This window comes from Actinomyces respiraculi (genome assembly GCF_014595995.2).
GTDB lineage: Bacteria > Actinomycetota > Actinomycetes > Actinomycetales > Actinomycetaceae > Actinomyces > Actinomyces respiraculi.
Map to the genome: position 1 here is coordinate 1,862,612 of NZ_CP063989.1, position 26,116 is coordinate 1,888,727.

General features: G+C 69.0%; 21 protein-coding genes and 1 pseudogene. 11 read left to right on the forward strand and 11 right to left on the reverse strand.

Annotated features, from left to right (window positions below):
• Positions 1-258 precede the first annotated feature (258 nt).
• The 5 genes from ID810_RS07740 to ID810_RS07760 all read left to right on the forward strand — a co-directional run bounded on the left by ID810_RS07740 (position 259) and on the right by ID810_RS07760 (position 8,868).
• Positions 259-1,755: a cytochrome ubiquinol oxidase subunit I gene (locus ID810_RS07740; protein ID WP_166858597.1), complete on the forward strand. Its 1,497-nt coding sequence runs from the start codon at positions 259-261 to the stop codon at positions 1,753-1,755.
• 23 nt (positions 1,756-1,778) lie between these two features.
• On the forward strand, positions 1,779-2,909 hold the full coding sequence (gene cydB / locus ID810_RS07745) for a cytochrome d ubiquinol oxidase subunit II (protein ID WP_166858598.1): 1,131 nt from the start codon (positions 1,779-1,781) through the stop codon (positions 2,907-2,909).
• Between the two features lie 219 nt (positions 2,910-3,128).
• On the forward strand, positions 3,129-4,883 hold the full coding sequence (gene cydD / locus ID810_RS07750; protein ID WP_188232640.1) for a thiol reductant ABC exporter subunit CydD: 1,755 nt from the start codon (positions 3,129-3,131) through the stop codon (positions 4,881-4,883).
• On the forward strand, positions 4,880-6,754 hold the full coding sequence (gene cydC, locus ID810_RS07755; RefSeq protein WP_166858600.1) for a thiol reductant ABC exporter subunit CydC: 1,875 nt from the start codon (positions 4,880-4,882) through the stop codon (positions 6,752-6,754). Before cydD ends, cydC begins: the two co-directional genes overlap by 4 nt.
• A complete protein-coding gene (locus ID810_RS07760) occupies positions 6,751-8,868 on the forward strand; it encodes a GAF domain-containing sensor histidine kinase (protein ID WP_235931710.1) in 2,118 nt (705 codons plus the stop codon). Before cydC ends, ID810_RS07760 begins: the two co-directional genes overlap by 4 nt.
• Before the next feature lie 35 nt (positions 8,869-8,903).
• On the opposite strand, the gene ID810_RS07765 is transcribed toward ID810_RS07760, so the two are convergent.
• The 11 genes from ID810_RS07765 to ID810_RS07815 form a co-directional block, all read right to left on the reverse strand.
• Positions 8,904-9,557 carry a response regulator gene (locus ID810_RS07765; RefSeq protein WP_166858602.1) on the reverse strand — a complete coding sequence of 218 codons (654 nt, stop codon included), beginning with the start codon at positions 9,555-9,557 and terminating at the stop codon, positions 8,904-8,906.
• Positions 9,558-10,352: 795 nt separating this feature from the next.
• A complete protein-coding gene (gene mutM / locus ID810_RS07770; RefSeq protein ID WP_166858604.1) occupies positions 10,353-11,420 on the reverse strand; it encodes a bifunctional DNA-formamidopyrimidine glycosylase/DNA-(apurinic or apyrimidinic site) lyase in 1,068 nt (355 codons plus the stop codon).
• Between the two features lie 3 nt (positions 11,421-11,423).
• A complete protein-coding gene (gene rnc / locus ID810_RS07775) occupies positions 11,424-12,209 on the reverse strand; it encodes a ribonuclease III (protein ID WP_166858607.1) in 786 nt (261 codons plus the stop codon).
• Complete coding sequence (locus ID810_RS07780) at positions 12,209-12,796, reverse strand: YceD family protein (RefSeq protein WP_166858608.1); 588 nt, start codon at positions 12,794-12,796, stop codon at positions 12,209-12,211. Before ID810_RS07780 ends, rnc begins: the two co-directional genes overlap by 1 nt.
• A gap of 37 nt (positions 12,797-12,833) precedes the next feature.
• Positions 12,834-13,418: an ATPase gene (locus ID810_RS07785; protein WP_166858611.1), complete on the reverse strand. Its 585-nt coding sequence runs from the start codon at positions 13,416-13,418 to the stop codon at positions 12,834-12,836.
• Positions 13,415-14,008 carry a pantetheine-phosphate adenylyltransferase gene (gene coaD / locus ID810_RS07790; RefSeq protein ID WP_235931712.1) on the reverse strand — a complete coding sequence of 198 codons (594 nt, stop codon included), beginning with the start codon at positions 14,006-14,008 and terminating at the stop codon, positions 13,415-13,417. Before coaD ends, ID810_RS07785 begins: the two co-directional genes overlap by 4 nt.
• A gap of 93 nt (positions 14,009-14,101) precedes the next feature.
• Entirely contained in the window at positions 14,102-15,634 is a 1,533-nt protein-coding gene (locus ID810_RS07795) for an arylsulfatase (RefSeq protein ID WP_166858613.1), read from the reverse strand.
• A gap of 8 nt (positions 15,635-15,642) precedes the next feature.
• Positions 15,643-16,518, reverse strand: a complete 876-nt coding sequence (locus ID810_RS07800; protein WP_196781488.1) for a carbohydrate ABC transporter permease — start codon at positions 16,516-16,518, stop codon at positions 15,643-15,645.
• Positions 16,515-17,438: a carbohydrate ABC transporter permease gene (locus ID810_RS07805; RefSeq protein ID WP_235931713.1), complete on the reverse strand. Its 924-nt coding sequence runs from the start codon at positions 17,436-17,438 to the stop codon at positions 16,515-16,517. The genes ID810_RS07800 and ID810_RS07805 overlap by 4 nt, the downstream gene beginning before the upstream one ends.
• 4 nt (positions 17,439-17,442) lie before the next feature.
• Positions 17,443-18,759: an ABC transporter substrate-binding protein gene (locus ID810_RS07810; protein WP_166858615.1), complete on the reverse strand. Its 1,317-nt coding sequence runs from the start codon at positions 18,757-18,759 to the stop codon at positions 17,443-17,445.
• Positions 18,760-18,799: 40 nt separating this feature from the next.
• Complete coding sequence (locus ID810_RS07815) at positions 18,800-19,825, reverse strand: LacI family DNA-binding transcriptional regulator (RefSeq protein ID WP_166858617.1); 1,026 nt, start codon at positions 19,823-19,825, stop codon at positions 18,800-18,802.
• Between the two features lie 85 nt (positions 19,826-19,910).
• Between ID810_RS07815 and rsmD the strand changes: the two genes are divergently transcribed.
• From rsmD to ID810_RS07845, 6 genes and pseudogenes are all read left to right on the forward strand, one after another.
• Positions 19,911-20,558, forward strand: a complete 648-nt coding sequence (rsmD, locus tag ID810_RS07820) for a 16S rRNA (guanine(966)-N(2))-methyltransferase RsmD (RefSeq protein ID WP_166858619.1) — start codon at positions 19,911-19,913, stop codon at positions 20,556-20,558.
• A 57-nt stretch (positions 20,559-20,615) separates the two neighbouring features.
• Positions 20,616-21,608 (forward strand): annotated as a pseudogene (locus ID810_RS07825) (IS481 family transposase); the annotation flags it as partial.
• Positions 21,609-21,695: 87 nt separating this feature from the next.
• Positions 21,696-22,739 carry a LacI family DNA-binding transcriptional regulator gene (locus ID810_RS07830; RefSeq protein WP_166858644.1) on the forward strand — a complete coding sequence of 348 codons (1,044 nt, stop codon included), beginning with the start codon at positions 21,696-21,698 and terminating at the stop codon, positions 22,737-22,739.
• A 504-nt stretch (positions 22,740-23,243) separates the two neighbouring features.
• Positions 23,244-24,371, forward strand: a complete 1,128-nt coding sequence (locus tag ID810_RS07835) for an ABC transporter substrate-binding protein (RefSeq protein ID WP_235931717.1) — start codon at positions 23,244-23,246, stop codon at positions 24,369-24,371.
• Positions 24,371-25,288: a carbohydrate ABC transporter permease gene (locus ID810_RS07840; protein ID WP_235931719.1), complete on the forward strand. Its 918-nt coding sequence runs from the start codon at positions 24,371-24,373 to the stop codon at positions 25,286-25,288. The genes ID810_RS07835 and ID810_RS07840 overlap by 1 nt, the downstream gene beginning before the upstream one ends.
• The gene (locus tag ID810_RS07845; RefSeq protein ID WP_166858623.1) at positions 25,278-26,114 is read left to right on the forward strand and encodes a carbohydrate ABC transporter permease; all 837 of its coding nucleotides are present in this window, start codon (positions 25,278-25,280) and stop codon (positions 26,112-26,114) included. The genes ID810_RS07840 and ID810_RS07845 overlap by 11 nt, the downstream gene beginning before the upstream one ends.
• Positions 26,115-26,116: the final 2 nt, after the last annotated feature.

Sequence of the window (26,116 nt, forward strand, 5' to 3'; positions counted from 1 at the left end):
CCCAACGGCGGCCCGCAGCCCCCCGTAGGGGCGCCCAGCACACCGCGCCCACCCCCTGACCGAAGGTCGTTCCTGACGCCCGGGCCCGGCGTGTCACGTCGTCGCCCCTCCTGGGCCGCACCTGGCGCGTTTGACCTTCCCAACACCCCGGTTCTTCACGACAGTGCGTCAGCGAAGGCATACACTCAGACTATCCCTTGTGACCTCCGTCACGGATTTACTTATCTGTCTTATCACCTATCCCGAAAGGTGGCGCCGATGGTGACCGCACCGATGGCGTTGGACGCCCTTGAGCTTGCTCGATGGCAGTTCGGCATCACGACCGTGTACCACTTCGTCCTCGTTCCCCTGACAATCGGCCTGTCACCGCTCGTCGCCCTCATGGAGACCCTCTATCTCCGCACGGGCAATGAGCAGTGGCGCGTTGCCACGAAGTTCTTCGGCAAGATCCTGCTCATCAACTTCGCCCTCGGTGTCGCTACCGGCATCGTCCAGGAGTTCCAGTTCGGCATGAACTGGTCTGAGTACTCCCTCTTCGTCGGCAACATCTTCGGCGCCCCGCTCGCCTTCGAGGCGCTGCTGGCCTTCTTCATGGAGTCGACCTTCCTCGGCCTGTGGATCTTCGGTTGGGACCGCCTCTCCGGCCGCCTGCACAACCTGTGCATCTGGATGGTCGCCCTGGGCACCAACCTGTCCGCCGCCTTCATTCTCGCGGCCAACTCCTGGATGCAGCACCCCGTCGGCGCCGTCGTCAACCCCGAGACCGGCCGCGCCGAGCTCGACGGCATTGGCGGCTTCTTCGCCGTCCTGACCAACAGCATCTTCCTACACGCCTTCGCCCACACGATCGCCTCGTCGCTGCTGACCGCCGGTGCCCTCGTCGCCGGTGTGTCCGTCTGGTGGATGGTCAAGGCCGCCCGTGCGAAGCAGGACTTCGAGGCCCGCCAGACCTGGCGCCGCATGACCCGCTTCGGCGCCGTCACCATGATCATCGCCGGCCTGCTCGCCGCCGGCACCGGCCACGCCATGGGGCAGGTCGTCGCCAAGGAGCAGCCCGCCAAGATGGCCGCCGCCGAGGGCCTGTACGACAGCACGGAGGGCGCCCCCTTCACGCTCATCGCCATCGGTAACGACGAGGACTCCACCATCCGCTTCATCTCGGTGCCCTACCTCTACTCCCTCCTGGCCACCAATAACCCGAACGCTGAGCTCATGGGCCTCAACGACGCCCAGGAGATGTACGAGGAGCTCTACGGCGAGGGCGCGGACTACACCCCCAACGTCATGACCACCTTCTGGTCCTTCCGCCTCATGATCGGCCTGGGCAGCCTGTCCATCGCCATCGGCGCCCTGGCCCTGTGGCTCACCCGCAAGGACCGCCTCATCACCGACAAGCGGCTGGGGACCGCCGCCCTGTGGTCCGTCGGCCTGCCCTTCCTCGCCTGCTCCTTCGGCTGGATCTTCACCGAGATCGGCCGCCAACCCTGGGTCGTCGTCCCCAACCTCGGCGACCCCATGAGCGAGGTCTACATGCTCACCCTCAACGGCGTGTCCCCCGTCGTCTCCGCCGGCACCGTCCTGGCCTCGATGGTCATCTTCACGCTGTTGTACGCCGCCCTCGGCGTCGTCTGGTTCGTGCTCCTGCGCCGTTACGTCCGTGAGGGCGTGCACACCCAGACCAAGGAGTCCGTCAAGGCCGTCGAGAAGGCCGGCGCCGAGGGCACCCCGGCCCCCGCCCTGTCCTTCGAGTACTGAGCCGAGAGAAGAAAGAACACACCATGACGCTCTCCATCCTCTGGTTCATCCTCATCGCAATCCTCTGGGTCGGCTACCTCACCCTTGAGGGCTTCGACTTCGGTGTCGGCATGCTGCTCAAGATCCTCGGCCGCGACGAGCGCGAGCGCCGCGCCATGCTCAAGGCCATCGGCCCCCACTGGGACGGCAACGAGGTCTGGCTCCTGACCGCCGGCGGCGCCACCTTCGCCGCCTTCCCCGAGTGGTACGGCACTCTCTTCTCCGGCGCCTACCTCGTCCTGTTCATCATCCTCCTGTGCCTCATCGTGCGCGTGTGCGCCCTGGAGTGGCGTCCCAAGATCAACTCCCAGCGCTGGCGTGACACCTGGGACTGGCTCCACACCATCTCCACCTGGCTTCCCGCCGTCCTGTGGGGTGCGGCCTTCGCCAACCTGGTCCAGGGCATGAAGATTGAGGTCGTCGAGACCGCCACCGGTGCCGTCGTGCCCGCCTCCGAGATCGGCGGCGAGCTCGTCCGTGGTGCCTCCCACCAGATTACCGGCGGCTTCTTCAGCCTGCTGACGCCCTTCACCCTGCTGGGTGGGGTCGTCACCTGCCTGCTGTTCCTCACCCACGGTGCCCTGTTCATCGCCCTCAAGACCACCGGTGAGCTCTCCAGCCGCGCCGAGGCCTTCGCCCGCCGCACCGGCATCGCCTCGACGCTGGTGTGCGCCGTGTGGGCCCTGTGGGCGCAGCTCATCTACTCCCTCAACGCGCTGGCCTGGCTGCCGCTCGTGCTCGCCGCCGCAGGCCTCATCGCCTCGCTGTGGATGGGCTGGCAGGGGCGCCAGGGCTGGGCCTTCGCCCTGCACTTCGCGGGCATCGCCTTCGCGGTGGTGTTCATCTTCTCGGCCATGGCGCCCAACGTCATGCGCTCGTCCATCAATGACGCCTACTCGCTGACGATCTCCCAAGCCGCCAGCACCGACACGACGCTCATCATCATGACCGTCGCGGCCGTCATCTTCGTGCCCGTCGTGCTCGTCTACACGGTCTGGGGTTACAAGGTCTTCTCCCGGCGGATCAACGCCAAGGAGATCAACCCCGACGAGGGCGGTTTGCACCCCACCAAGGTGCGTGACTCCCTCCAGCCCGAGGCCGCCATCGGCTACTGACCGGGGCGGCACGCCTCATACAGGCCTCGCGCAGGCCAACAGCCGGGGTGAGCCGGTCCGGCACGGGACCCGCCGACTGCACGGGCAGTCGGCGGGTCCCGGCGTCTACGCACCGGTGAGACCTCACCCCGCACCAGTGGCCGGGCCCGGTGGTCCGCCCCGCAGCTCACCTGGCAGGCGAGTCCTGGGACCAGCGTCCCATCCCACTATCCTGAGCGAGTGAAGCCACTGGACCCCCGCCTCATGCGCTACGCGCGTACCGCCCGGCGATACATCGTGTTCACCGCCCTGAGTGGCCTGGTCCTCTCCCTGCTCGTCATCGGCCAGGCCTGGCTCATCTCCCGCATCATCTCCCCCGTCATCACCGGCCAAGCCCATGCCGACCAGGTGATGCCGCTCGTCGGCGCCCTCGCCGTCGTCGTCCTCGCACGAGCCGGCGTCCTGCACCTTCAGGAGGCCCGCGCCCACCGGGCCGCCGTCGGCACCACCATTGAGCTGCGCCGCCAGGTCCTCGAGCACGCCGCCGCGCTCGGACCCCGGTGGCAGACCGAGCACGCCAGCGAGACCGCCACCCTCCTCACCCGCGGACTGGACGACCTCGAGCCCTACCTCACACGCTACCTGCCCCAGCTGCTGCTCGCGGCCACCGCCACTCCCCTGCTCGGCCTCGTCATGCTTATGCAAGACCTCGCCTCCACCGTCGTCGTCGTCCTGACCATGCCGCTCATCCCAATCTTCATGATCCTCATCGGCAGGCTCACCGAGCGTCACTCCAAGGACCGCCTCGACGCCATGGAGCGGCTCGGCTCCCAGGTGCTCGACCTCATCGCCGGGCTGCCCACCCTCAAGGCCTTCGGACGCGAGGTCGGCCCCGGCCGGCGCGTCAAGGCGCTCGGGCGTGCCTACAACCGCACCACCATGACGACCCTGCGCGTCGCCTTCCTGTCCGGTGCCGTCCTGGAGTTCCTCACCACCCTGTCCGTGGCCATCATCGCCGTCGAGGTCGGCTTCCGGCTCCTGTTCGGCCACCTCGACCTCGCCACAGGCCTGCTCGTCATCATGATCGCCCCCGAGGTCTACCAACCCCTGCGCCAGGTCGGCTTCCAGTTCCACGCCTCAGCCAACGGCGCCGCCGCCGCCAACGCCGTCTTCACGGTGCTCCAGACGCCCCTGCCCACGCGCGGCTCGCTCCCCGCCCCCGACGTGTCGACGGCGACCCTCGAGATTGAGGACCTGAGCGTGCGCGCCCGCGGTTCCTGGGCCCCCGGTGGCCTCACCGCGACAATCCGCCCAGGGCGCCTGACCGCCTTGGCCGGGCCCTCCGGCGCGGGCAAGACGACCACCTCCCAGGTCCTGCTGCACCTGCTTGAGCCTGACCGCGGCAGCGTGCACGTCCTCGCCGCCGACGGCGCCCGCACAGACCTGGAGGACATCTCTCCCACCTCCTGGTGGGAGCAGGTCACCTTGGTGCCCCAGCGCCCCACCATCGTGCCCGGCACACTCCTTGACAACGTCCTGGGTCCCGAGGCCGCCCAGCGTCCCGGCGCGCACGAGGACCCCGCCCTGCAGGCCGCCGCCCGCGCCTGCGGCCTGGACGAGGTGGTCGCCACCCTCGACGAGGGCTGGCACCAGCGCATCGGGCAGGGCGGGGTCGGCCTGTCCGTCGGCCAGCGCCAGCGCCTCGCGCTCACCCGGGCCCTGCTCGAGCGCACCCCCCTCGTCGTGCTCGATGAGCCCACCGCCCACCTCGACGCCGCCAGCGAGGCCCACGTCGTCGACGCCGTCGAGGCGCTGAGGGCCGCCAGCCGCACCGTCATCGTCATCGCCCACCGCAGCGCCCTGCTGGCCGTCGCCGACGACGTCATCACCGTCTCCAGCGTCCCACTCGAGGAGGCCGATCCGGACGACGGGGCCGGGTCGGACGAGCCCCACGCCACCGCACCCGCACAGGGCCTGAAGGAGGAGCAGCGATGAGCCTTATCCTGACCCCCGCCGAGCGCCACGCCCTCGACCGGGCCACGCGGATGCTCGGCCTGGACTACGGGCGCTTCGCCCTGTCCGTCCTCACCGGCGCCCTCGGCCTGGCCTCCGCCGTCGCCCTGTCGGGCATCGCCGCCTGGCTCATCGCGCGTGCCTCCCTCACCGACGTGGTCGTCGCCCTGGGCGTCGCCCCCGTCCTCGTGCGCCTCTTCGGCGTCTCACGCTCCCTGTTGCGCTACTGCGAGCGGCTCGTCTCGCACGACACGGCCCTGCGCGGCATGAATGCCCTGCGCACCCGCGTCTACGAGGTCATGGCCTCCTCACGCACCGACACCGTCGCTGCCCTGCGCCGTGGTGACGTGCTCGCCCGGGTGGGGGCCGACGTCGACCGTGTGGGCGACCTCGTCGTGCGCGCCTACCTGCCCGCCGCCGTCGCCGCCACCGTCGGGCTGCTCACGAGCCTCATCGTCGGCCTCATCTACTGGCCCGCCGGCCTGATCCTGGCGGCCTGCCTCCTGCTCGCCGGCCTGGGCGGGCCGCTGATGACCGTGCGCGCCGCCCGTGCCGCCGAGCTCGCCCGGCAGGAGGAGAGCACCGACCTGGCCGCCATCAGCCTCACCGTCCTCGAGGACGGTGCCGAGCTCGGTGTCCTGGGCCGCATGGGGCCCGTCATGGACGCCCTGGAGAGCACCGAGGCCCGCATGGCAGCGGCCCGCGACCGTGCCGCCCGGCCCGCCGCGGCAGCCGCCGCCGTCGACGCCCTGGCTATGGGGCTGTCCGTCATCGGCAGCATCCTCGTGGGCCTGCCCGCCGTGCACAGCGGGGCGCTGTCGGCCGAGTGGCTCGCCGTCATCACACTCCTGCCCCTGTCCGCCTTCGAGGCCACCGCGGCCCTGGGACCCGCCAGCGTCCAGCTCGTCACCTCGGCCGGAGCGGCCGTGCGGGTCATCGAGCTCGTGGAGGCCGCCGAGGCCTCGCGCGCCACAGTGCCCGCTCCCACCCCGCTGCCCCCGCTGGACGAGGCCCAGGGGGGCCCGGTCCTGCGCGCCCGCGGCCTGGCGGTGGGCTGGCCCGGCGGCCCGGTCGTCGCCCAGGGCATCGACCTCGAGCTGCGGCCGGGGCGCAGCCTCGCCATCGCAGGCCCCTCCGGCATCGGCAAGACCACCCTGCTGTACACGCTCGCCGGGCTGCTCGCGCCCCGGGCCGGCACCGTTGAGCTCGACGGCGTGCCCGTCTGGTCCGCTCCACGCGCGCAGGTGCACGAACGCCTGAGCGTCACCACCGAGGACGCCCACGTTTTTGCCACCAGCGTCTTGGAGAACCTGCGCGTGGCCTGGGGACGGCTCGACGCGCCCACGGCCGAGGAGCACCTGGCCGCCGCCGGGCTGGAGGACTGGTACCGGGCGCTGCCGCAGGGCCTGGACACGATGCTCGGCGAGGGAGGCCAGGGCGTGTCCGGGGGTGAGCGGCGCCGCCTCCTGCTGGCCCGCGCCCTGTGCTCGCCGGCCCGGCTCATGATGCTTGACGAGCCCGCCGAGCACCTCGACCCGGCCACCGCCGACCGCCTCGTCGGCGGCCTGCTCGCCGTCGGCCATGAGGACTCTGCGCTGGTCGGCGCCGAGAGCGCGCGCGGCGTGCTTGTGGTCACGCACCGCCTAAGCGCCCTGGCCGGCGCCGATGAGGTCATCGTCCTCGGGCGCCCCGACGCTCAGGCCCCGAGCGCGCCGGCCACCGTCACCGACCGGGGCACGCACGACGAGCTGCGCGGGCGCAACACGGCCTACGCCTGGTCGCTCGCGCAGGAGGACCTGGCCGAGGACCCCACCATCCTGGCCACGCCACGCACTCAGGAGGTGTGTTCATGACTGTGTCGTCCATGTCCCCCACGGCCTCCATGTCCCCCACGGCCTCCACGGTGGGCCCCGGCCAGCTGCCTCAGCCGGACTCCTCGGAGCAAGAGTCGCCGGCGCAGAAGTCCCCGGAGCAGCCCGTTGCCTTCCCCGGCGGCCCCGACGACGAGGACCTCCTTGGTCTCAAGGTGCCCTCAGCCGCCAGCCCCGACGATCCGGCCGGGGAGGTCGCCGTCGCCTACGCGGCCCACATTGACCGGCTCAGCTCGACGCGCGCGGGCGACGCCAGCGCCCCCGTGTTGGAGGACTCCACCGTCGAGCTGCTGCGTGCCGCGCTGCGCCTGACAAGCTCGCTGCAGGTCCCCGAGGCACTGCGCCGCCTGGTCGAGTCCGCCTGCTCCGTCACCGGCGCGGCCTGGGGCACGATCTCCGTGCGAGGCCGCTCACGCTCGACGGGACGCCGCACCGAGCCCGTCACCGCGGGACCGGCGACGGCCACGCCCGAGCACCTGGAGTCGCTGCTCACCGTGCCCACGACGAAGGACGAGGTCGTCGTCGTCAACGATCTGGCCGCCATGAGCGCCTTCACGGGCGCCATCGAGGGCGAGGCCCCCGGCTCGGTCCTGTCCGCGCCACTGCGCGCCCACGACCAGGTCTACGGGCGTCTGTACCTGTGCGACCGCCCCGGAGGCTTCGGCGAGGCACAGGTCACCGCCGTCCTCGCACTGGCGGAGGCGGCCGGCGTCGCCGTCGAGAACGCGCGCCTGTACCGTGAGGCGCGCAGCCGGGAGAAGTGGATGGCCATCTCTCAGGAGCTGACGACGATGCTCCTGTCCGGCGCCGAGGAGGACGACGCCTTCACCCTCATCGCCCAGCGCATCCGCCAGGTCGCGCACGCCAACACCTCCGCCCTGGTCCTGCCAAGCGTCGGGGACACATGGGTGTGCGAGATCGCCGACGGCAACCACGGCCCCGAGCTCATCGGAACCTTCTTCCCGCCCGAGGGGCGCGCCCGCCAGACACTCGTGCGCCAGGAGGGCGTCCTGGTGGACTCCCTGGCCGAGGCCTGGCGGAACCAGGACCTGAGCGTGCCTGCGCTTGCCCGCTTCGGACCGGCCCTGTACGCGCCGATGATCCACCGGGGCCGTGGCGTGGGGGTCATGCTCCTGCTGCGTGAGCAGGGGGCGCCCCCCTTCACCGAGCAGGACCTGGAGATCGCCGAGCTGGTGGCGGGCCAGGCCACGATGGCCTTCGAGCTGGCGGACGCCCAGCACGCCGAGGAGATGGCCACGCTGCTGGACGAGCGGGCCCGCATCGGCCGGGACCTGCACGACCTCGCCATCCAGCAGCTGTTCGCCACCGGCATGCGCATCGCTGCGGCGAGGGACCGGATCCGTGAGGGCACGACGTCGGGAGGCGTGGACGCCGAGGCGGTGTGCGAGGCCCTGGATGCCTCCCTGGCCGCCGTGGACGACTCCGTGAGCCAGATCCGCTCGATCGTGCGCTCCCTGCGTGACCGCGACGAGGACGCCAGCGTCGTCGAGCGGCTGCGGCGCGAGGCCTCCCTGGCGCGCACCTCACTGGGCTACGCCCCCTCCCTGCTGCTGAGCGTGGACGGTCGCGGGCTGGCCCAGGCGGGGCGGGAGGAGGAGGACGAGCTCATCGCGGCGGTGGACGCGGCGGTGGACCCGGAGGTCGCGGACGACATGGTGGCCGTGGTGCGTGAGGGCCTGAGCAACGTGGCGCGCCACGCGCACGCCTCCTCGGTGACGGTGGACGTCAAGCTGTGGGGGGCGTTGCCGACGGCCTCGTCCCTGGCGGTGCGCGACGACCAGGCCTCCGGGGACTGGGCGCCCTACACGGGCAGGCCGGTGGTCGAGATCGTCTGCCGTGACGACGGCGTGGGCGTGAGCCCGCGGGTCACGCGGCGCTCCGGCACGGCGAACATGGCGGAGAGGGCCCGGCGTCACGGAGGCTCCTTCGTCATCGGCCCGAGGGCGAGGTCCGACGGCGAGAGGCGCGGGACGTGCTTCACCTGGCGGGTGCCGCTGGACCATCCGAACCCGTCCGAGCAGCCGACGCCACGCCCGCTCGCGCCAGCGCCCTGGCCGCAGGCCGACCCTCGCTGATCCCGGGCCGACCGGAGATGAGTGCCGGGCCGAGGTCAGGTGTTGCGCCAGCCGGAGGCGCGCTGACCGGCCACCCAGGCGGCCACCTGGGTGCGGCGCTGCAGACCCATCTTCGCCAGCAGCGAGGTGATGTGGTTCTTCACGGTCTTCTCGGCCACGCCCAGACGCTCACCGATCTCGCGGTTCGACAGGCCATCGCCGATGAGGTCGAGGACCTTGCGCTCGGCGTTGGTCAGCTCGGCAGTCGGGTCGTCGTGGTCGGCGCGGCGCCGGGTGACGGTGCGCTCGTCGAGCAGGACGCGCCCAGAGGCGACGGCGCGCACGACATCGGAGATCTCGGCTCCATGGACGGTCTTGAGGAGGTAGGCGCGCGCACCGGCCTCCAGGGCCTCGGCCAGGGCTTCGTCGTCGTCGAAGGAAGTCAGGACGATGGGCAGGGCATCGGGCGCTGCCTCGGCGAGGTCGTGCATGAGCTCGATGCCGGTGCCGTCGGGCAGCTGGAGGTCGACCAGGACGACGTCGGGGCGCATGAGCTCGGCGCGACGCACGGCCTCCGCCCGCGAGCCGGCCTCGGCCACGACATCGAGGCCGTCGGCACGGTCGATGATCTCGGCGATACCGCGGCGGACAATCTCGTGGTCGTCCACGATCATGACGCGGACCTGCTCGTTGGTGGAGGTGCTCGGCATGCCGGCGAGCCTACCAGCGCCCGGGCCCCCTCTTGCGGCCCTCCACCTGCCGGGATGCTGGCCTGACCTCGTCGTGGGACCACCCGTCCGGCCCCGGCCCCGCACGGCCTCCAACTCCTCGCTTTGCTCTCGAACGTGCGGCCAAACGCCGTTGTGGTGTCTCAGGACGTCGGTGACGTTTTGAACCTCAGGACATTGGCGGCGTTTCGAGCCTGAGGGTATTGGTGGCGCTTGGGGGTTGTTGCTGTGTGTGCCCAGGTCCGCCGCGGTCAGAGCGCCCTGGAGGAGATCCTGGTGATCACACCAGCACGGTGCACGCGGGCGCCACGGGGCCCGGGACTTGCACGCTCACACTTTTCGACACTCGTCGAGAACAGCGCCATTCCTAGGGTTTGTCGACCGGTGCCCTCCAGCACGCCGGCTCCCATGTGCACGGAGGCCGCCCGCGCACATGGGAGCCCGGGCCACCACCGCAAACCCCAGTGCAACCGTTAACACCTGTCACATGAGCGTGCGAGCCCCCCTGCCAGCCGCCTGCGGGGCACGCCCCGAGCCCCGCCGCCGGCCGGCCGACAACGGATGCCGGCACCAGGCTCAAACCGTCACGGGCTCAGCACGGCAGGGTGCCGGAGCACACCACCACCACGACCAGCCAGAAACCCCACCCCCACAAACACCCCAGAACCGCCACCAACGCCCTTGAGGCAGAACCGCCACCAATGCCCCCAAGACACCACAACAGCACAACACCGCACTCCCGAGCGCAAACCGAGAAGTTCGGCGAGTCCTGAGAGGTCAGTGCGGCAGGCGTCGGGGGCGTGGGCGCGTTTGACAGCGCGGGCAGCTCGTGTGGCTGCGCCCGCCGATGGTCTCGGTGCGAAGAGGCGTCCCGCAGCGTCGGCAGACCTCGCCCTGGCGGCCGTAGACGGCCAGGCTCCGCGCGAAGAACCCCGCCGCGCCCTCGGCGTCGACGTAGAGGGCGTCGAAGCTCGTGCCACCCACCGCCAGGGCCCGCCCCATGATCCCGGCGGTGGCGTCCAGCAGGCGAGCCAGGACCCGCGGCCCCAGCGCGTTGCCCGGGCGCAGGCCGTGGATGCGCGCGGCCCACAGGCCCTCGTCCGCGTAGATGTTGCCCACCCCGGAGACGATCGACTGGTCCATGAGGAGGGTTTTGACGGCCCGGGAGGAGGCGCGCACGCGGGCCACGACCGCCGCCCGGTCCAGGTGGGGGTCGAGGAGGTCGCGGGCGATATGGGTGGCGTCCTCGGGCAGGAGAGGCTGCTCCGAGCCCAGACCGCCGGGGCCGCCGTCTGCGGTGGGCACGAGCCGCGTCAGGTGCAGGCCGCCGAACATGCGCTGGTCGACCAGGTCCAGGGCAGCGCCGCCCGACCCGGGTGCTCCCCCAGCACCAGCCGCCTGGTGCTGGGGGTCGCCCTCGCGGCCGGACAGGTGCAGGCGCACGCGCAGGTGACGCGGCCGCGCGGACAGGTCGCGCACGAGGCTGGTGGCGCGCGTCGCCGTGAGGTCCGCGGGCGTCTGGCCGGGCTCGAGAAGGTAGCGCGAGGGATTGGGGTCGGGGTCGGGGCCGTCGAGCGGCGCGGTGCCGCGCACGAGGAGCTGGCCGCTCATCCCCAGGTGGGCGCGCAGGGCGGCGCCGTCGTCGAGCGGCAGCCACATGAGCTTGCCTCGTCTGACCGCTGCGGTGAGCGTCCGCCCCGTCAGACCGCGGACGAAGGCCTCTGCGCCGCCCTCCTGACGGCGCAGGGGCCGCGGATCGAAGACCTCGACGGCGGTGACGGTGCGGCCGACGACGTGGCGCGCCAGGCCGACGCGTACGGCCTCGACCTCGGGCAGCTCGGGCACAGCTCAGCCGAGCCCCAGGTCGGCACGCAGGGCCTCGGTGACCCCGGGGATCGTGAGCCCACCGTCACCGTGCGCGGCGAGGATCGTGGCGTAGGCGACCTCGGCCGCGGCGTGCTCGGCGACCTTCTTCGAGGGGCCGGTGCCCGTGCCGCGCACCCGGCCGTCGACGACGGCGCAGGCGGTGAAGGTCAGCGCGTGCTCGGGCCCCTCGCTTGTGACCTCGTAGGAGGGGGCGCCCAGGCGGTGAACGGCGGCAAGCTCCTGCAAACTTGTCTTCCAGTCCAGGCCGGCACCGCGCGAGGGCGCGGCCTTGAGCAGGCGGGCAACGAGCCGGGTGACGACCTCGCGGGTGACCTCCAGGCCCTGGCTGAGGTAGGTGGCACCGATGAGGGCCTCGACGGTGTCGGAGAGGATCGAGTCCTTGTCACGCCCGCCGGACAGGGCCTCGCCCTTGCCGAGTCGGATGAACTCCCCCAGGCCCAGGTCCCGGGCGACGGCGGCCAGCGCGGGCTCGGAGACGGTGGCGGCGCGCATCTTGGCGAGCTGGCCTTCGGACACCTCGGGGTGATCGTGGTACAGGCGCTCGGTGACGATGATCTGCAGGACCGCGTCGCCGAGGAACTCCAGGCGCTCGTTGGTGGGCAGGCCGCCGTTCTCGTGCGCCCAGGAGCGGTGGGTGAGGGCCAGCTCGAGCAGTGCGGGCTCGATGTCCGGGCCCCACCGGTAGACGAGGGTCTCGACGTCGGTGCGAGCGGGCGGGGCCTGTCGCTTCTGGGAGCCACGGGCCATCAGGACTGCTCCTCGCCGTTGGGCGCGCCGTCGGAGGCATCGTCGGAGGCGCCGTCGCCCAGGAGCCCGGACAGGGCGGACCAGCGCGGGTCGAGGACCTCGTGGTGGTGGTCGGCGGGCAGGTCGTCCAACCTCTCCCCGCAGTCGGGGCACAGACCGCCGCAGTCCTCGCGACACAGGGGTCTGAAGGGCAGGCTGAGGACGAGGGCGTCGCGCAGGGCCGGCTCGAGGTCGAGGGTCGTGTCTCCCAGGAGGAAGACGTCCTCGGCCTCCTCGTCGCCTTTGGCACGCTGGGCGGCGGCGGCCTCGGGCAGGAAGTAGAGCTCGTCGAAGGAGACCTGGCGCTCCTCGTCGATGTCGCGCAGGCAGCGCACGCACTCGCCGTGGATGTGGACGTCCGCCTCACCGCGCACCAGCACGCCGTCGTCGACACTCGTGAGGGTGGCGTCGACGATGAGGGGGCTGCCGGGTGCGGCGCCGATGACCTCGGTGCCCAGGCCCTGGGGCGCGGGCAGGTCGAGGTGGACATCCTTGGTGGAGCCGACCTGCCGGGGCAGGTCGGTGATGTCGATGACGAGCGTGCTCACGAGTTCTCCTGTCGGTCCAGGTGGCCGAGGTTACCGGTCAGTGCTGGGGCGCTGTCGTGGGGTCGACGGACCAGCCGGCGCGTCGGCGCTCGGCCCCCTCCGCCCCCGCCTCCACCGACTGCGCCCAGCGCTGGGCGGCGTCGGCGTGGGCCAGGCGGCCGGCCAGGACCTCGCGTCCGGCACGCACCTGGTCCGCGACCTTGCCCAGCTCGACCTCGAGCGCGGCCAGCGTGCGGTCACAGTAGTCGTCGGCCCCGTGGCGCAGGGCGGTGGCGCGTTCCTCGGCGGCAGCGATGATGGCGTCGGCCCGGTCATTGGCCAGCCGCACAACCGTCTCGCCGGCAACGAGGCGCTCGGCCTCCTCCTGGGCGCGCAAGACGATCCGCTCGGACTCCTCGCGCCCCCGGTCGAGGACGGCGCCGGCGTCGGCGACGATCTCCTCAGCCCGGCGCACGGCGCTGGGCACGGCGGAACGGGCGCGGTCGATGAGGTCGAGCGCCTCCTCGCGGTTGACGATGGCGGAGGCGCTCATTGGCATGGAGCGGGCTGCGGCGATGAGGGTGTCGAGCTCGTCGAGGATGCGCAGGAGGTCGTCTCCGGCGTCGTGTCCGGGGGTGGTCACGAGGGTCGTCCTTCCGTGTGGTCGTGCGGTCCGCGGTGGTCGGAGTTCTGGCCCGGGGTCTGGCCCAGAGCCAGGTTCAGTGCCCTGGCGACGCAGGCCGGGACGTGGGCGGTGACGTCACCGCCGTGGGAGGCGATGTCTTTGACGTGGGAGGAGGAGACGTGCGCGTGCGCCGGGTCGGCGGTGAGGAACACGGTCTCGGGGCCCCCGAGCTCCCGGTTGAGCAAGGCCATGGGGGCCTCGACGTCCAGGTCGGTGCCCGAGCGCAGGCCCTTGACGATGGCAGTGGCGCCACGACTGCGGCAGTAGTCGACAACGAGGCCGTCGACGACGTCAACCTCCACGCCCTCAAGGTGCGCCAAGCTGCGGCGGGCCAGATCGACGCGCTCCTCAACGCTGAGCAGGTGGCGGCCGGCCTTCGCGGCGTTGTGTGCAACAACGACGACGACGCGGTCGAAGAGCGTCAGGGCGCGCGCAACGACGTCCACATGACCGAGGGTGATCGGGTCGAAGCTTCCGGGGTAGACCGCGAGCGTCCGTGCGCCGGGGACGGCGGGCGGCGGGGTTGTCGGCAGGTGTGCGGCGCTCACGCTGCGACGGTATCGGCCCCGGGACGCCAAGACGCTGGGGCGCGCCGCACGGGTATGACGGTGAGGGTCACACGGCGCCCGGGCTCGCGGGGGTCAGCGAGCCCTGTCGGTGGGCGGGTGGGGGCGGGTGAGCACAGTGGAGACCGCTCGGCCCGGCACGAGGCGGCCGTCGACGACGAAGCCCTCCTCACGTCCCGTCAGTTCGGTCACGAGGGCCTGCCTGCCGGACTCCAGGTCAGCGGCGGCTGCGGGGTCCGCGGCGAGGTCATGGCACTCACCCGGGTCCTCCGTGAGGTCGAAGAGCTGCTCGCGCCCGTCCTGAGACCACCACACGTACTTCAGATCGTGCGTCTCGGGCGCGGGCCCTCGCCAGCGGATCCACTGCAGGGACTGCTCGAACAGGGTGTGCTCGCCGTGGAGGTAGTCGCGCCAGGGCCCCGGTTCCTCGCCGCGCAGGCGGTCGGCCAGCGAGCGCCCCTCCACGCCGTCGGGCACGTCGACCCCGGCGAGCTCGAGCAGGGTGGGCATGACGTCGCGCAGCTCGACGATCTCGTTGCAGTGGGTGCCGGGTCGCACGTCCGGCCCGGCGACAAGGAAGGGGATCCGGGCGGAACCCTCATAGGGGTAGCCCTTACGCCACAGGTTGTGGTCTCCCATCATGTCTCCGTGGTCGGAGACGAAGACGACGTACGTGTTCTCAAGGACCCCGAACTCCCCCATGGCCTGAAGCACACGAGAGATCTGCGTGTCGATGTGGGTCATGTGGCCGTAGTAGCCGGCCCTGGCCCGTTGCACGTCCCGCTCCCGGTACGTGGCCACGTGGCTTGAAGGGTCCCAGTCGCGGCGGCGCTCGCCGTAGGCCTCCTCCTCCCAGTCGCCGACCACCGGGGGCTCGAGCGAGCCGTGGTTGTAGCGGTCGAAGGCCCACTGTGGCGGGTCGTAGGGGGCGTGAGGACGGTGGAAGGACAGGTACAGCAGGAAGGGTGCGGTGGGGTCCCTGCGGTAGAGCCAGCGGATCGCCTCGGAGGCCACCCAGTTCGTCGGGTGGAGCCTCTCGGGCTTGTCCCACGGGCGGGTGACGACGGAGTTGCACTCGATGCCGTCGTCGAGATAGTCCTCAACGGCGCTCGTGCCGCCTTGTTCTCGCAGCCAGGTGAGGTAGTCGTCGTAGAGGGCGGCGTCGCGCTCACGGCGACGCGAGTGGTGCAGGTAGCCGTCGTGCAGGAGGACGTCGTCGAAACCGATACGCACCCTCTCCGGCCAGTAATGCATCTTACCGATGGCCTGGGTCTGGTACCCGGCATCACGGAAGGCACGGGGCAGGGTGGTCTCGATGTCGAACTCGACGCCGTCGCGGTAGCCCACCCGCCGGTGGCTGCCCTGGCTGAGGCCGGTCATGAGGCTCATGCGGGCGGGCACGCAGGTGGGGGTGGACGAGTACGCCTGCGTCATCGCGGCTCCCCGACCCGCCAGCTGGTCGAGGTAGGGCGTCTCGACGTCGGGATGCCCCTGGCCGGACAGGCAGTCGCCGCGCCACTGGTCGACGCAAACGATGACGACGTTGGGGCGTCCAGCCGCCTCAGCCGGGCCGGAGTGCACCGGTTCCTGCGGCGCTGCGTGGCTCATGGGTCACCTCATTTGATTCCGGTCATGGCGATGCCCTGAACAATGTGCTTCTGGGTGAGGACGAACAGCAGGCACACCGGGACGAAGAGCATAAGCGAGCCCATCGCGGTGAGGTTCCACAGCGTGAAGCTCTCCCGGTTGAACAGAGACAGCCCAATCGTAATCGTCCGCATGGCGTCGGACTTGGTGACGATGAGCGGCCAGAGGAACTCGTTCATCTGGAACACGAAGGTGAACAGCCCCAGCACCACGAGCGCGGGCTTGGTCTGCGGCAGGACGATGGAGCGGTAGATCCGCAGCTCGCCGGCGCCGTCGACGCGCCCGGCCTCAATGAGCTCATTGGGAACCCCGGCGATGAACTGGCGCATGAGGAAGATAGAGAAGGCGCTCATGAGGAAGGGCGTGACCAGGCCCTGGTAGGTGTCGAGCCAGCCGATCTGGCTGAACCACACATACAGGGGGATCATGCGCACGAAGAAGGGGATCATCATCGTCGACAGGATGAGGATGAAGAACACCTGCTTGCCCGGGAAGTCGAACTTCGCGAAGGCGTAGGCCACCACCGGAGCGAAGATCAGGTGGGAGCAGGTGATGAGGCCTGCCACGAGCACGGAGTTGAAGAAGAAGCGCCCGAAGGGCGCAGCCTCGAACAGGCGGGCGATGTTGCCCCACTGCATCTGCTCGGGCCACAGGACTGCGCGGCCTCCGGCGACCTCGGCGTCGGACTGGAAGGCGAGGGAGACCATGTACAGCAGCGGCGCGACCGCGACCAGCGCGGCCAGGGTGATGAGCACGAGGGACAGGACCCGGGCACCGGGGAACAGCTCCTCCTGCTTGAGCGGTGGGTTGGTCCGGACGGCGGGGGTGGTGGAGGTCTGCTTCACAGCGCGTCCTTCTTTCGGCCGACGGTCAGCTGAACGAGTGACAGGGCGAGGATGACGACCAGCAGGACGAAGGACATTGCCGAGGCGTAGCCCAGGTTCCCGCTGGCGAAGGTCTCCTGATAGACCTGGTAGACGTACAGGGAGGTGGCGTTGCCCGGCCCGCCGTTGGTGACGATGTAGGGCAGACCGAACTGCTGCAGGGAGCTGATCATGCCGATGAGCATGACGAACAGGGTCGTCGGCGCCAGCAGTGGCAGCGTGATGGAGCGGAAGCGGCGCCAGACGCTCGCGCCGTCGAGACGTGCGGCCTCGTAGAGCTGGCTGTCGATGCTCTGGAGCCCGGCGAGGAACAGGAGCATGACGTAGCCGGCCTCCTGCCACACCGTGATGCCCACGAGCGTGGCCAGTGGGTGGGTGGACAGCCAGTGCTGCTCGGGCAGCCCGAGAGTATTGAGCACCGAGTTGAGCACCCCAGTGGTGGGGTCGAGCATGTTGCGCCACATGAGGCCGACGATCGCGATGGACGTCATGTAGGGGGTGAGGATCATCGTGCGCACGAGAGTGCGTCCACGGAAACTCTGGTTGAGCACGACGGCGAGGAGGAGGCCGACGACTGTGGCCAGCACCAGGCAGGCCAGGGCGTAGATGAGCGTGATGAAGAAGGAGTGCCGCACCACCGGGTCGGTGAGGATGAGGCTGTAGTTCTTCGTACCCACGGGGGCCAGCGTGGTGAAGCCCTGGGTGAAGGAGAGCTGGAACTCGCTGAGAATCGGCCAGAAGAAGAAGATCCCGAAGTACAGGATCGCCGGAGTGAGGAACAGCAGGGCGGTGCGGCGCTGACGCCTGCCCATCCCCGCGCCCCGCCCCGCAAGGCGGGGCAGGGCACGGGTCGAGGCGCCGCGCGTGGTGGCGGCGGTCATGGTCTCAGCCCTGCAGGAGGGGTGCGGCCGTCGAGTAGTAGGTCGCGACGGTGGAGGCCGGGTCGGCACCGTTGAGGATGACGTCCTCGTACATGACCTTCTCCGCCTCGGTGAGCTTGGCGGCGTTCATCGAGCTCCAAAACGCGCGGTCCGGCACGGTCGCGACCTCGCGGGCGGCGGCAACGACGGACAGGTTGGGGTTGCTCCTGACGGTCTCGGACTCGGCCCAGGACTTGCGCGAGCAGGCCATACCGACCGTCGCAGTGACCTTCTCCTGGACCTCGGTGGCGGTCAGCGCCGTGATGAGTTTCCAGGCGAGCTCCGCGTTCTGGGACTTGGCCGGGATCATGAGGCCGGAGCCGGCGATCGTCGTGCCGCTGCCGCCGGGCCCGGTCAGCGGCATGCCGATGGTGAGCGGAAAGTCCGGGTTCTCGGTCATGATCGGGTTGATGTCCCAGGGACCGGTGATGATGAGTCCGGCACGACCGGTGGTGAAGACCTTGCGCGGCGCGGAGTACTCGTTGGAGGCCACGGGCACGGGCGCGAGTGCGTCGGTGTAGATGAGGTCCTTCTGGAACGTCAGGGCCTCGACGAGCTTGTCGGAGGGGCCGATGGGCTCCTCGGACTTGGCGTCCCACTTCACACCGTTCTGCAGGTACCAGGGGCGGCCGTAGAAGCTGTCGTTGTTGAGCGCGCAGCCGTACTCGACGCCGGAGCCCTGGATGGCCTTGGCGGCGGCCTTGAACTCGTCCCAGGTGGTAGGCATGGCCACGCCGGCGGCATCGAGCATGTCCTTGTTGGCGAAGACGAGGCCGCCCATGGTCACGTGCAGCGGGATGCCGTAGGTCTTGCCGCCGTCCTGGCGCAGGGCCAGACCGGACTCGACAAAGTCGCTGAGGAAGTCGCCCTCCTCAGCGGCGATGAAGTCGTCCAGGGCCATGATGTTGCCGTCGGCGCCCCAGCGGGTGGACCACCAGCTGCCTCCCTCCTCAACGAGGTCGGGGGTCTGGCCGGACAGGAAGTCGGCGGTGAGCTTCTGCTGCAGGTCGCCCCACTGGAAGGTCTGGATGGTGACCTTGATCGAGTGCTCCTTCTCGAAGTCGGCAATGACGTCGAGGTAGGGCTGGTAGTCGTGGCCGGCCGAGAGGTAGAAGACCAGTTCCTTGCCGGTGCGCTCACCCTCGATGCCGCCTGCCTCGGCGGGGGTGTCAGGGTCGCCGGAGCCGACGCCCTGGGGGCTGGAGCACGCGGAGAGAGTCGCAGCGCTCAGGACGGCACCCCCGAGGAGGAGGGACCGGCGGGGAAGGGTGTGGTTACGCATCGTTGCGCCTCCGTGGTGGTGTGTGATCAGAGGGAGAGGTTCAGTTCCTCGTCGTGTGACGGGGAAACAACCGCCATCGTTCGACGATGGCGGAAGCAGTGGTGGAGCGGTCAGCCAGGCGCTCAAGGAGATGAGAGACGACGGCGTCGACGGAGTCATCGCTCAGGCCGATGCTGGACAGGGCCGGGGTGTGCTCCTCCGCCTCGGCGGAGTTGCCAGTGCCCAGGACGCTGAGGGGCTCGGGCACGGCGACACCGAGCTGGGTAGCCGCCATGGTCACGCCGATGGCGACGCGGTCGGCGCCGCAGTAGATGACGTCGGGCAGCCGGCCCTCGTCGCGCATGCGGCTGAGAACTGCCAGCGCCTGCGTGAAGATGCGCGGCAGGGAGGTACCGGCGTGCATGAGCAACTCGGGCTCGGCTCCGCGGCCAGCCTGGAAGGCGGCGTAGGCCTTCCAGCGCTGGGTCTGGCGCGCGAGGTCGGCATCCTCCTCCTGCGCGGCCATGACGACGCGCTCGGTGCCACGCGGGCAGGTGTGGGCCAGAGCCTCTTGGATGGCGGCGTCCTGCTCGTAGTAGACGCGGTCGTAGCTCTCGGGGGTCGAGTCGGTGGAGCCGAGGATGACGGTGGGCACGGGCGGCACCGGCATCTGGTTGCACACCGCTTGGGCGAGCTCGGCGCCGACGCCGAGGATGCCGGCGTCGCAGATGCCCGAGCGCAGCGCGTTGACAACGGAGGCGGCGTCGGAGTTGAGGACCGGTAGGGACAGGATCTGCATGCCGCTGCCCTCGAGGGCGTGTGCGGCCCTGAGCAGGTAGCGCTCGACGAAGCGGTCCATGGGTGGCTCATAGAAGAGCACGAGCGTGCTGGTCTCGCCGCGGCGCAGAGCCTGGGCGCTGCGATTGCGGACGTAACCGAGTTCCGAGGCAACGGTGTTGATGCGGTTGGCGGTGGCGGTGCTGATACCGCGCCTGTCCGCCTTGCCTGCCAGGACGTACGAGACCGTCGAGGTGGACACGCCGCAGGCTTCGGCGATGTCGCTCAGGCGGGCTCGTCTCGGGTTCACAGGAACATCTTGCCTTGTGACTCATCGCACGACAAACGTTCATCTCAAACGTTTCGCGTGAGTTGCAGCACATTCCCGACGGCGAGTGGCCGGCGCCGTCGGCGGACGCAGGATTGATGTGCCCCGCTCTGGCACCCGCCCGACCTCCGAGCGGGTGCGCGAGGCGCTCTTCGCCCGCCTGGAGCACTACAACCTCCTGCGCGGCGCCCGGGTCCTGGACCTGTGCGCCGGCTCGGGCGCCCTGGGCCTGGAGGCAGCCAGCCGCGGGGCCACCGACGTCACCCTCGTGGACTCCTCCAGGACCGCCACCCAGGTGTGCGAGCGCAACATCCGCTCCCTCGGACTGAGCGGCGTGCGGGCAGTGACGGCGAAAGCCGCGACCTTCCTGGCAGGCGCCGCAGGGGCGCCGGCGGACCTCGTGCTCATCGACCCTCCCTACGACCTGGATGAGGAAGGGGTGCGCGCCGTGCTGGAGCCACTGACCCGCCATGAGGACCCGTGGCTGGAGGCGCGCAGCGTCGTCGTCCTGGAGCGCTCGACCCGCGCACCCGAGCCGGTCTGGCCGGCAGGCATGCGGTGCCTCGCGGACAAGACTTACGGTGAGACGCGCCTGTGGTTCGCGGAGCTGGACACGCCCGAGGAGCCAGCCTCCGAGCGCGGCGCCTGCGGTCTACTGGGACCGCAAGCCCAGGTGTACTTCCTTGGGGGGGTTGTGAACGGGTTGGGTAGGTGAAGGCCTTCTGGGCAGGATGTGGGTTACCACGCTCACGTCCGGTCCAAGGAGGCCTTCATGACTCACGCTAACGCACCTTTGACGCCTGAGGGACGTCGTCGTCTGGCCCGCCTGGTGGTGGAGGAGGGCTGGTCGATGCGTCGGGCGGCTGAGCGTTTCCAGGTCTCACCGGCCACGGTCAGCCGGTGGGTGGGGCGCTACCGGGCCGGCCAGACAATGAACGACCGTTCCTGCCGTCCCCACCACACTCCCACCCGTCTGCCGGCTCGCACTGAGCGGCGCATCATCGCTGTGAGGCTCAACCGCCGGTGGGGGCCGCACAGGACCGCCTTCCACCTGCGCCTGGCGCGCTCGACGGTGGGGCGGGTCCTGACCCGTTACCGTATGCCCCGCCTGGCCGAGGTGGACCAGGCCACGGGGCTGGTGCTTCGACGCCGGACCCCGGTGCGCTACGAGAAGGAGCACCCGGGCGAGCTGGTCCACGTCGACGTTAAGAGGCTCGGCCGAATCCCCGCCGGTGGGGGCTGGAGCGCCCACCGGCGCGGATCGGCTGCCGCCCTGGCCGCCGACCGCGCCAAGACCAAGTCCCACCGCAAGGGACAGACCGCCGGCGGGTAGCGGCACCTGCACCACGCCATCGACGACCACTCACGCCTGGTCTGCTCCGAGATCCTCGAAGACGAGACCAAGGAAAGCGCCGCCGCGTTCTGGCGGCGCGCGACCGCGCGCTTCGCCTCCGTCGGCGTGCGCGTGCAGGCTGTGATGACCGACAACGGCGCCTGCTACCGCTCCCGGGCCTTCGCCCGGGCCCTGGGCGAGGACGTCACCCACAAGCGCACCCGCCCCTACCGGCCCCAGACCAACGGCAAGGTCGAGCGCTTCAACCGCACCCTGATGAGCGAATGGGCCTACGCCCGCTCCTTAACCAGCCAGACCCAGCGCGAGACCGCCTACCAGGACTGGCAGCACTCCTACAATCACCACCGACCCCACACCGCCCTCGACGGCCTCACCCCCGCCAGCCGCGTCCACAACCTCACAGGGAACTACACCAGGCCACCGCCACTTGACACACCACATAGGGACACCCCGCACCCGCGTTCACGCTACACAGCAGCACGTCATCTCTCGAACCTGATGAAAGAGCCCGGAGCACTGCGGAGGCGCTGCTATATTTCCCTTGTGCCGACACGCGTGACCCTCAGTGACGTGGCTGATGCAGTCGGAGTCTCGTCTCAGACCGTCTCCCGCGTGCTCAACAACCACCCGTCGGTCCGCCCTGAGACACGTCAGAAGGTGCTGGCCGCCGTCCAGGCGCTGGGGTACGAGCCGAATCTTGCGGCCCGTTTGCTGGCATCGGGATCCTCGGGGGCCGTCGGGATCCTTTTGACTGCGGGGCTCTCCCACGGCATGGCCTCCACCTTCTCCGCAATCGCCAGGGCTGTTCGCGAGCGAGGAGACACATTCGTTCTCGCCACCGCTGACGATGGAGCACCAGAATCGGTAAGGGAGGCCCTGGCCCATCTGCGCGGCCACCGCGTTGCCACCACTGTCGTCCTCGCTCAGCGCGCCGACGTCCTTGCCATCCTGTCGTCTCAACGCCACCGGGGCCCGGTCGTTGTCATCATCTCGGGGCAGCACGAGTTCTCCACACTGTCAACCGTTTCCATCAACCAGGCGATGGGAGCCCGGCTGGCAACGGAGCACCTTCTCGCCCAGGGACGCGTACGGCCACTGCACGTCACCGGTGACCTGTCCTGGCAGGACGCCTCCGAGCGGCTTGCCTCCTACCAGTCGGTCTGTGCTGAGGCCGGGGTTCCCGGCCGCTGGGTGGGAACGGACTCCTGGACAGGGGAAGCCGGCGCCAGAGTTGCTCGACGTTTGCTCGAAAGCGGCCTGCCCGACGCCATCTTCGCCGGCAACGACGACATCGCCCTGGGCATGTGTCACGAACTGCTCACCGCCGGCGTCCGGATCCCCGACGACGTCGCCGTCATCGGCTTCGACGACATCCCCCTGGCACGTTGGACAACTCCTTCCCTGTCCAGCATCACGCAGGACTTCGACGCCCTGGGGCGGGCCTCACTGAACCTGTCCGACGAACTCGTCGGCGGCGGCCCTCCCCGCAGCATCTCCCTGGAACCACGACTTGCCGTCAGGGCATCAACAGCGGGCGCCTAGAGCCACGCCTACCTCTCGCGATCACGTCCCGGATCAATGGAGCCTGGGCGCCAGTCGGGCTGCCCGCACGCACCGCCGCCCCGCACGGCACACGCCTCAGTAGCCACTGGCGAGAAGAGGGGGCGGACGAAACCCTGGATGTCAGCGCTCACTCACCTCACACTCGCCACGAGCACCCCCCTTCTCTTCAGTCGATCACAAGCGCCCACAGTTCCCCACTATTTCGCTTGATTTCAGGCAATTCTGCAAACTACAGGGCTTGACACCTTCCTGCGGCTCCCATAATGTGAGCGCCATCATTCACCAGCTCCGGTGACACAGCCGGATCCCAGCGGCGGCAGCAATGAGGCAGCCCCGCTCGCTCAGAGAAGAGAGAAGACCATGACCCCAGCATCACTCTCCCGCCGTACCCTCATCTCAGCGTCGCTTCTGAGCGGAGCAGGGGCGGTACTGCTGTCATCGTGCTCATCCGCCAAGGGTAAGAACGAGCAAGCACCGACCCAGATGTTCACCTGGGTATCCAGCGAGTCGGACCGCGCCCAGTGGCAGGCCTTCGTCGACGCCGTCAGGGAGACAGATCCCAGCTTCAACCTCGACTTCTCCGGCCCGAGCTACAACGACTACTACACGAAGGCCAAGACTCGGATGACCGCGTCCGACGCCCCGGGGATCCTGACCACGCAGGCCGCACGCACCAAAGAGCTCGTCGGCATCATGGCGCCGCTGGACGACCTCATCAAGAAGCACGGAGTCGACACCTCGGTGTTCAACTCGGCCATGATCAAGGGCATGACGGTCGACGGCAAGATCTACGCGCTGCCCTATGACGCAGAGCCCTGCGTCATGTTCTACAACCGTCAGTCCTTCACCGCAGCAGGCTTGACGGAGCCGACAACCGGGTACACCTACGAGCAGTTCCTGTCAGATATGAAGGCTCTGACCGCTGACGGCAAGGTCGGTATAGCCGTCAAGCCGAACCTCATGGACAACGCCCCCGGAGCCTTCGCCTACGCCAACGGCGCCACAGCTCTCGACGACAAGGGCAAGCTCTCCCTCACCTCCAGTACGTTCGTCTCATCCATCCAGAAGGCCTTCGACCTCGCCTCAGTGAACGGTTACGCCAAGGCCCCCTCCGCCTCCGATGGCGACGAGGTCGCCCAAGGCGCCTTCACCTCCGGCCAGGCCGCCTCAATCATCGATGGCCCTTGGATGTACGCGACCTTCGCCGAACAACTCGGCGAGAACCTCGGAGTATGCGTGATCCCCAGCGACTCCGGGCAGGCCATTGGCGTCATCCAGGGTTCGGGGTTCGGTATCGGGAAGAACTGCCCGGACAAGGACGCCGCGTTCAAGAACATCATGAAACTGGTCAGTCCCGATGTCATCGGCAAGGTGGCACGCACGCGCGGCACAGTTCCGTCGATCATCTCCCAGATCGATGGGTGGGCTGAGGGCAAGCCGGCGGGCAACGTTGATGCGATCAAGTTCCTCCTGGATCGCGGCACCGCCCTGGTCACACCGACGAACTGGAACCAGATCGTGACCTCATTCACCCAATACTGCCCCGAAGGCTACCGAGGCTCGCGCACTGCTGCGGACATCCTCAAGGATCTGCAAGAAAGCGCTGGCTGATGGGAGCAGCAACCATCACGGAAAGTCACAGGGGTCACGGAGGGCTCGGGAGCAGGCTACGCATCTTCGCGTACCTGGCGCCAGGAATGACCGGATTCCTCATTTTCATTGTCATACCCCTGGTCGCTTCACTGACGATCTCATTGTTCTCATGGCCGCTTCTGGGGACGTCAGAGTTCGTCGGCATCGACAACTACCGACGGATGTTCTCCGGCGAGGATCCAGCCTTCTACACGATCCTCAGGAATACGGTAGTATTCGCACTCCTGTATACGGCGGCCAACCTCATCATCTCCACCGGGATCTCCTACTGGCTGCAGCACCTGCCCAACAGGTTCTCCCGCATCCTGCGTATCATCTTCTTCATCCCCGTCGTCACCCCGATGGCCGGAAATGCACTGATCTGGCGCCTTCTCCTCAATGACGACGGAGTCGTCAACTCCGCACTCAGCAGCATAGGAGCGCCGTCTCTTCCCTGGCTCAACAACCCGAAACTGGCTATGGGCTCCATGGTCATTATGAGCCTATGGCAGGGACTCGGGTACAATATCGTCGTCCTCACCGCCGGCCTCAACGGGATCAACCCATCAGTTCTGGAGGCCAGCGAGCTCGATGGCGCAACTGGACTGAGACGATTCTTCCAGGTCGTCTTCCCCATCTTGTCGCCGACCTTCTTCTTCTGCACCGTCATGACGGTCATCGGGGCGTTCAAGGTATTCGCTCAGCCGTTCTTCCTTACCAAAGGCGGGCCCGGAGAGTCCACGAACACTATTGTACTCGCCCTGTACCGCAATGGATTCTCCTTCGACAAGCTCGGCTACGCCTCCGCCCTGGCATGGGTACTATTCGTCATCGTCATGCTGCTGACAGCCCTTCAGTTCAGTCAGCAGAAAAGGTGGGTGAATTATGACTCTTGAGCACCGCTCCAATATCAGCAAAATTATTTCCTACTCCCTCCTCACACTGATCGCAGTCGCGTTTCTCTTCCCCTTCGCCTGGATGCTGGCATCCTCCCTCAAGCCCACATCCGAGGTATTCTCCTCGGGAGCGTCGTTCACCGGCTCACGCCTCGCGTGGGACAACTACACCGAGGCGACTCGCCAGACTCCCTTGGGACGCATCATCCTGAACTCGATCCTCGTCTCGACGTGCGGCGCCCTCCTGACCATGACGGTCTCACTGCTGAGCGCATACGCCTTCACCAGACTCCGATTCCGGTTCCGAGACCACCTGTTCATTCTCTTTCTGGGAACCCTGGTGCTTCCACAGGAGGTGCTTGTCATCCCCCTGTACATCGGATTCCAACACCTTGGACTGGTCAACAGCTACACAGCCCTCATCCTTCCGTTCGCCTTCGGCGCCTTCGGGGCGTTCCTCATCCGACAGTTCATTCTGAGCCTGCCTCTGGAGTTCGAAGAGGCGGCGAGAATCGACGGAGCCGGCGATCTCAAGATCCTTTGGCACATCCTCATTCCGCTGCTCAAGGCCCCGGTGCTCGTCGTCGGCGTCTTCTCCTTCATCGACTACTGGTCCGCGTTCCTGTGGCCACTTATCGTCGTCAATGACGCTGACCTGGCTACGATCCCGCTAGGACTTCAAATGTTCTCGGGTGAAAGGGGAACCGACTGGGGCCCCATGATGGCCGCCGTATCCATGTCGGTCATACCGTCCTTCTTCATTGTCGCCTTCCTGCAAAGCCAGTTGGAGAAGGGTGTTACCCTCGGAGCCTTCGGAGGTCGCTGAGC

Coding starts and splice junctions, on each gene's coding strand:
- ID810_RS07740 (WP_166858597.1), top strand. CDS start 259: ATGGTGACCGCACCGATGGCGTTGGACGCCCTTGAGCTTGCTCGATGG.
- ID810_RS07845 (WP_166858623.1), top strand. CDS start 25,278: ATGACTCTTGAGCACCGCTCCAATATCAGCAAAATTATTTCCTACTCC.
- ID810_RS07760 (WP_235931710.1), top strand. CDS start 6,751: ATGACTGTGTCGTCCATGTCCCCCACGGCCTCCATGTCCCCCACGGCC.
- rnc (WP_166858607.1), bottom strand. CDS start 12,209: ATGGCCCGTGGCTCCCAGAAGCGACAGGCCCCGCCCGCTCGCACCGAC.
- ID810_RS07810 (WP_166858615.1), bottom strand. CDS start 18,759: ATGCGTAACCACACCCTTCCCCGCCGGTCCCTCCTCCTCGGGGGTGCC.
- ID810_RS07830 (WP_166858644.1), top strand. CDS start 21,696: ATGAAAGAGCCCGGAGCACTGCGGAGGCGCTGCTATATTTCCCTTGTG.
- ID810_RS07805 (WP_235931713.1), bottom strand. CDS start 17,438: ATGACCGCCGCCACCACGCGCGGCGCCTCGACCCGTGCCCTGCCCCGC.
- ID810_RS07795 (WP_166858613.1), bottom strand. CDS start 15,634: ATGAGCCACGCAGCGCCGCAGGAACCGGTGCACTCCGGCCCGGCTGAG.
- cydC (WP_166858600.1), top strand. CDS start 4,880: ATGAGCCTTATCCTGACCCCCGCCGAGCGCCACGCCCTCGACCGGGCC.
- ID810_RS07765 (WP_166858602.1), bottom strand. CDS start 9,557: ATGCCGAGCACCTCCACCAACGAGCAGGTCCGCGTCATGATCGTGGAC.
- ID810_RS07840 (WP_235931719.1), top strand. CDS start 24,371: ATGGGAGCAGCAACCATCACGGAAAGTCACAGGGGTCACGGAGGGCTC.
- cydB (WP_166858598.1), top strand. CDS start 1,779: ATGACGCTCTCCATCCTCTGGTTCATCCTCATCGCAATCCTCTGGGTC.
- ID810_RS07835 (WP_235931717.1), top strand. CDS start 23,244: ATGTTCACCTGGGTATCCAGCGAGTCGGACCGCGCCCAGTGGCAGGCC.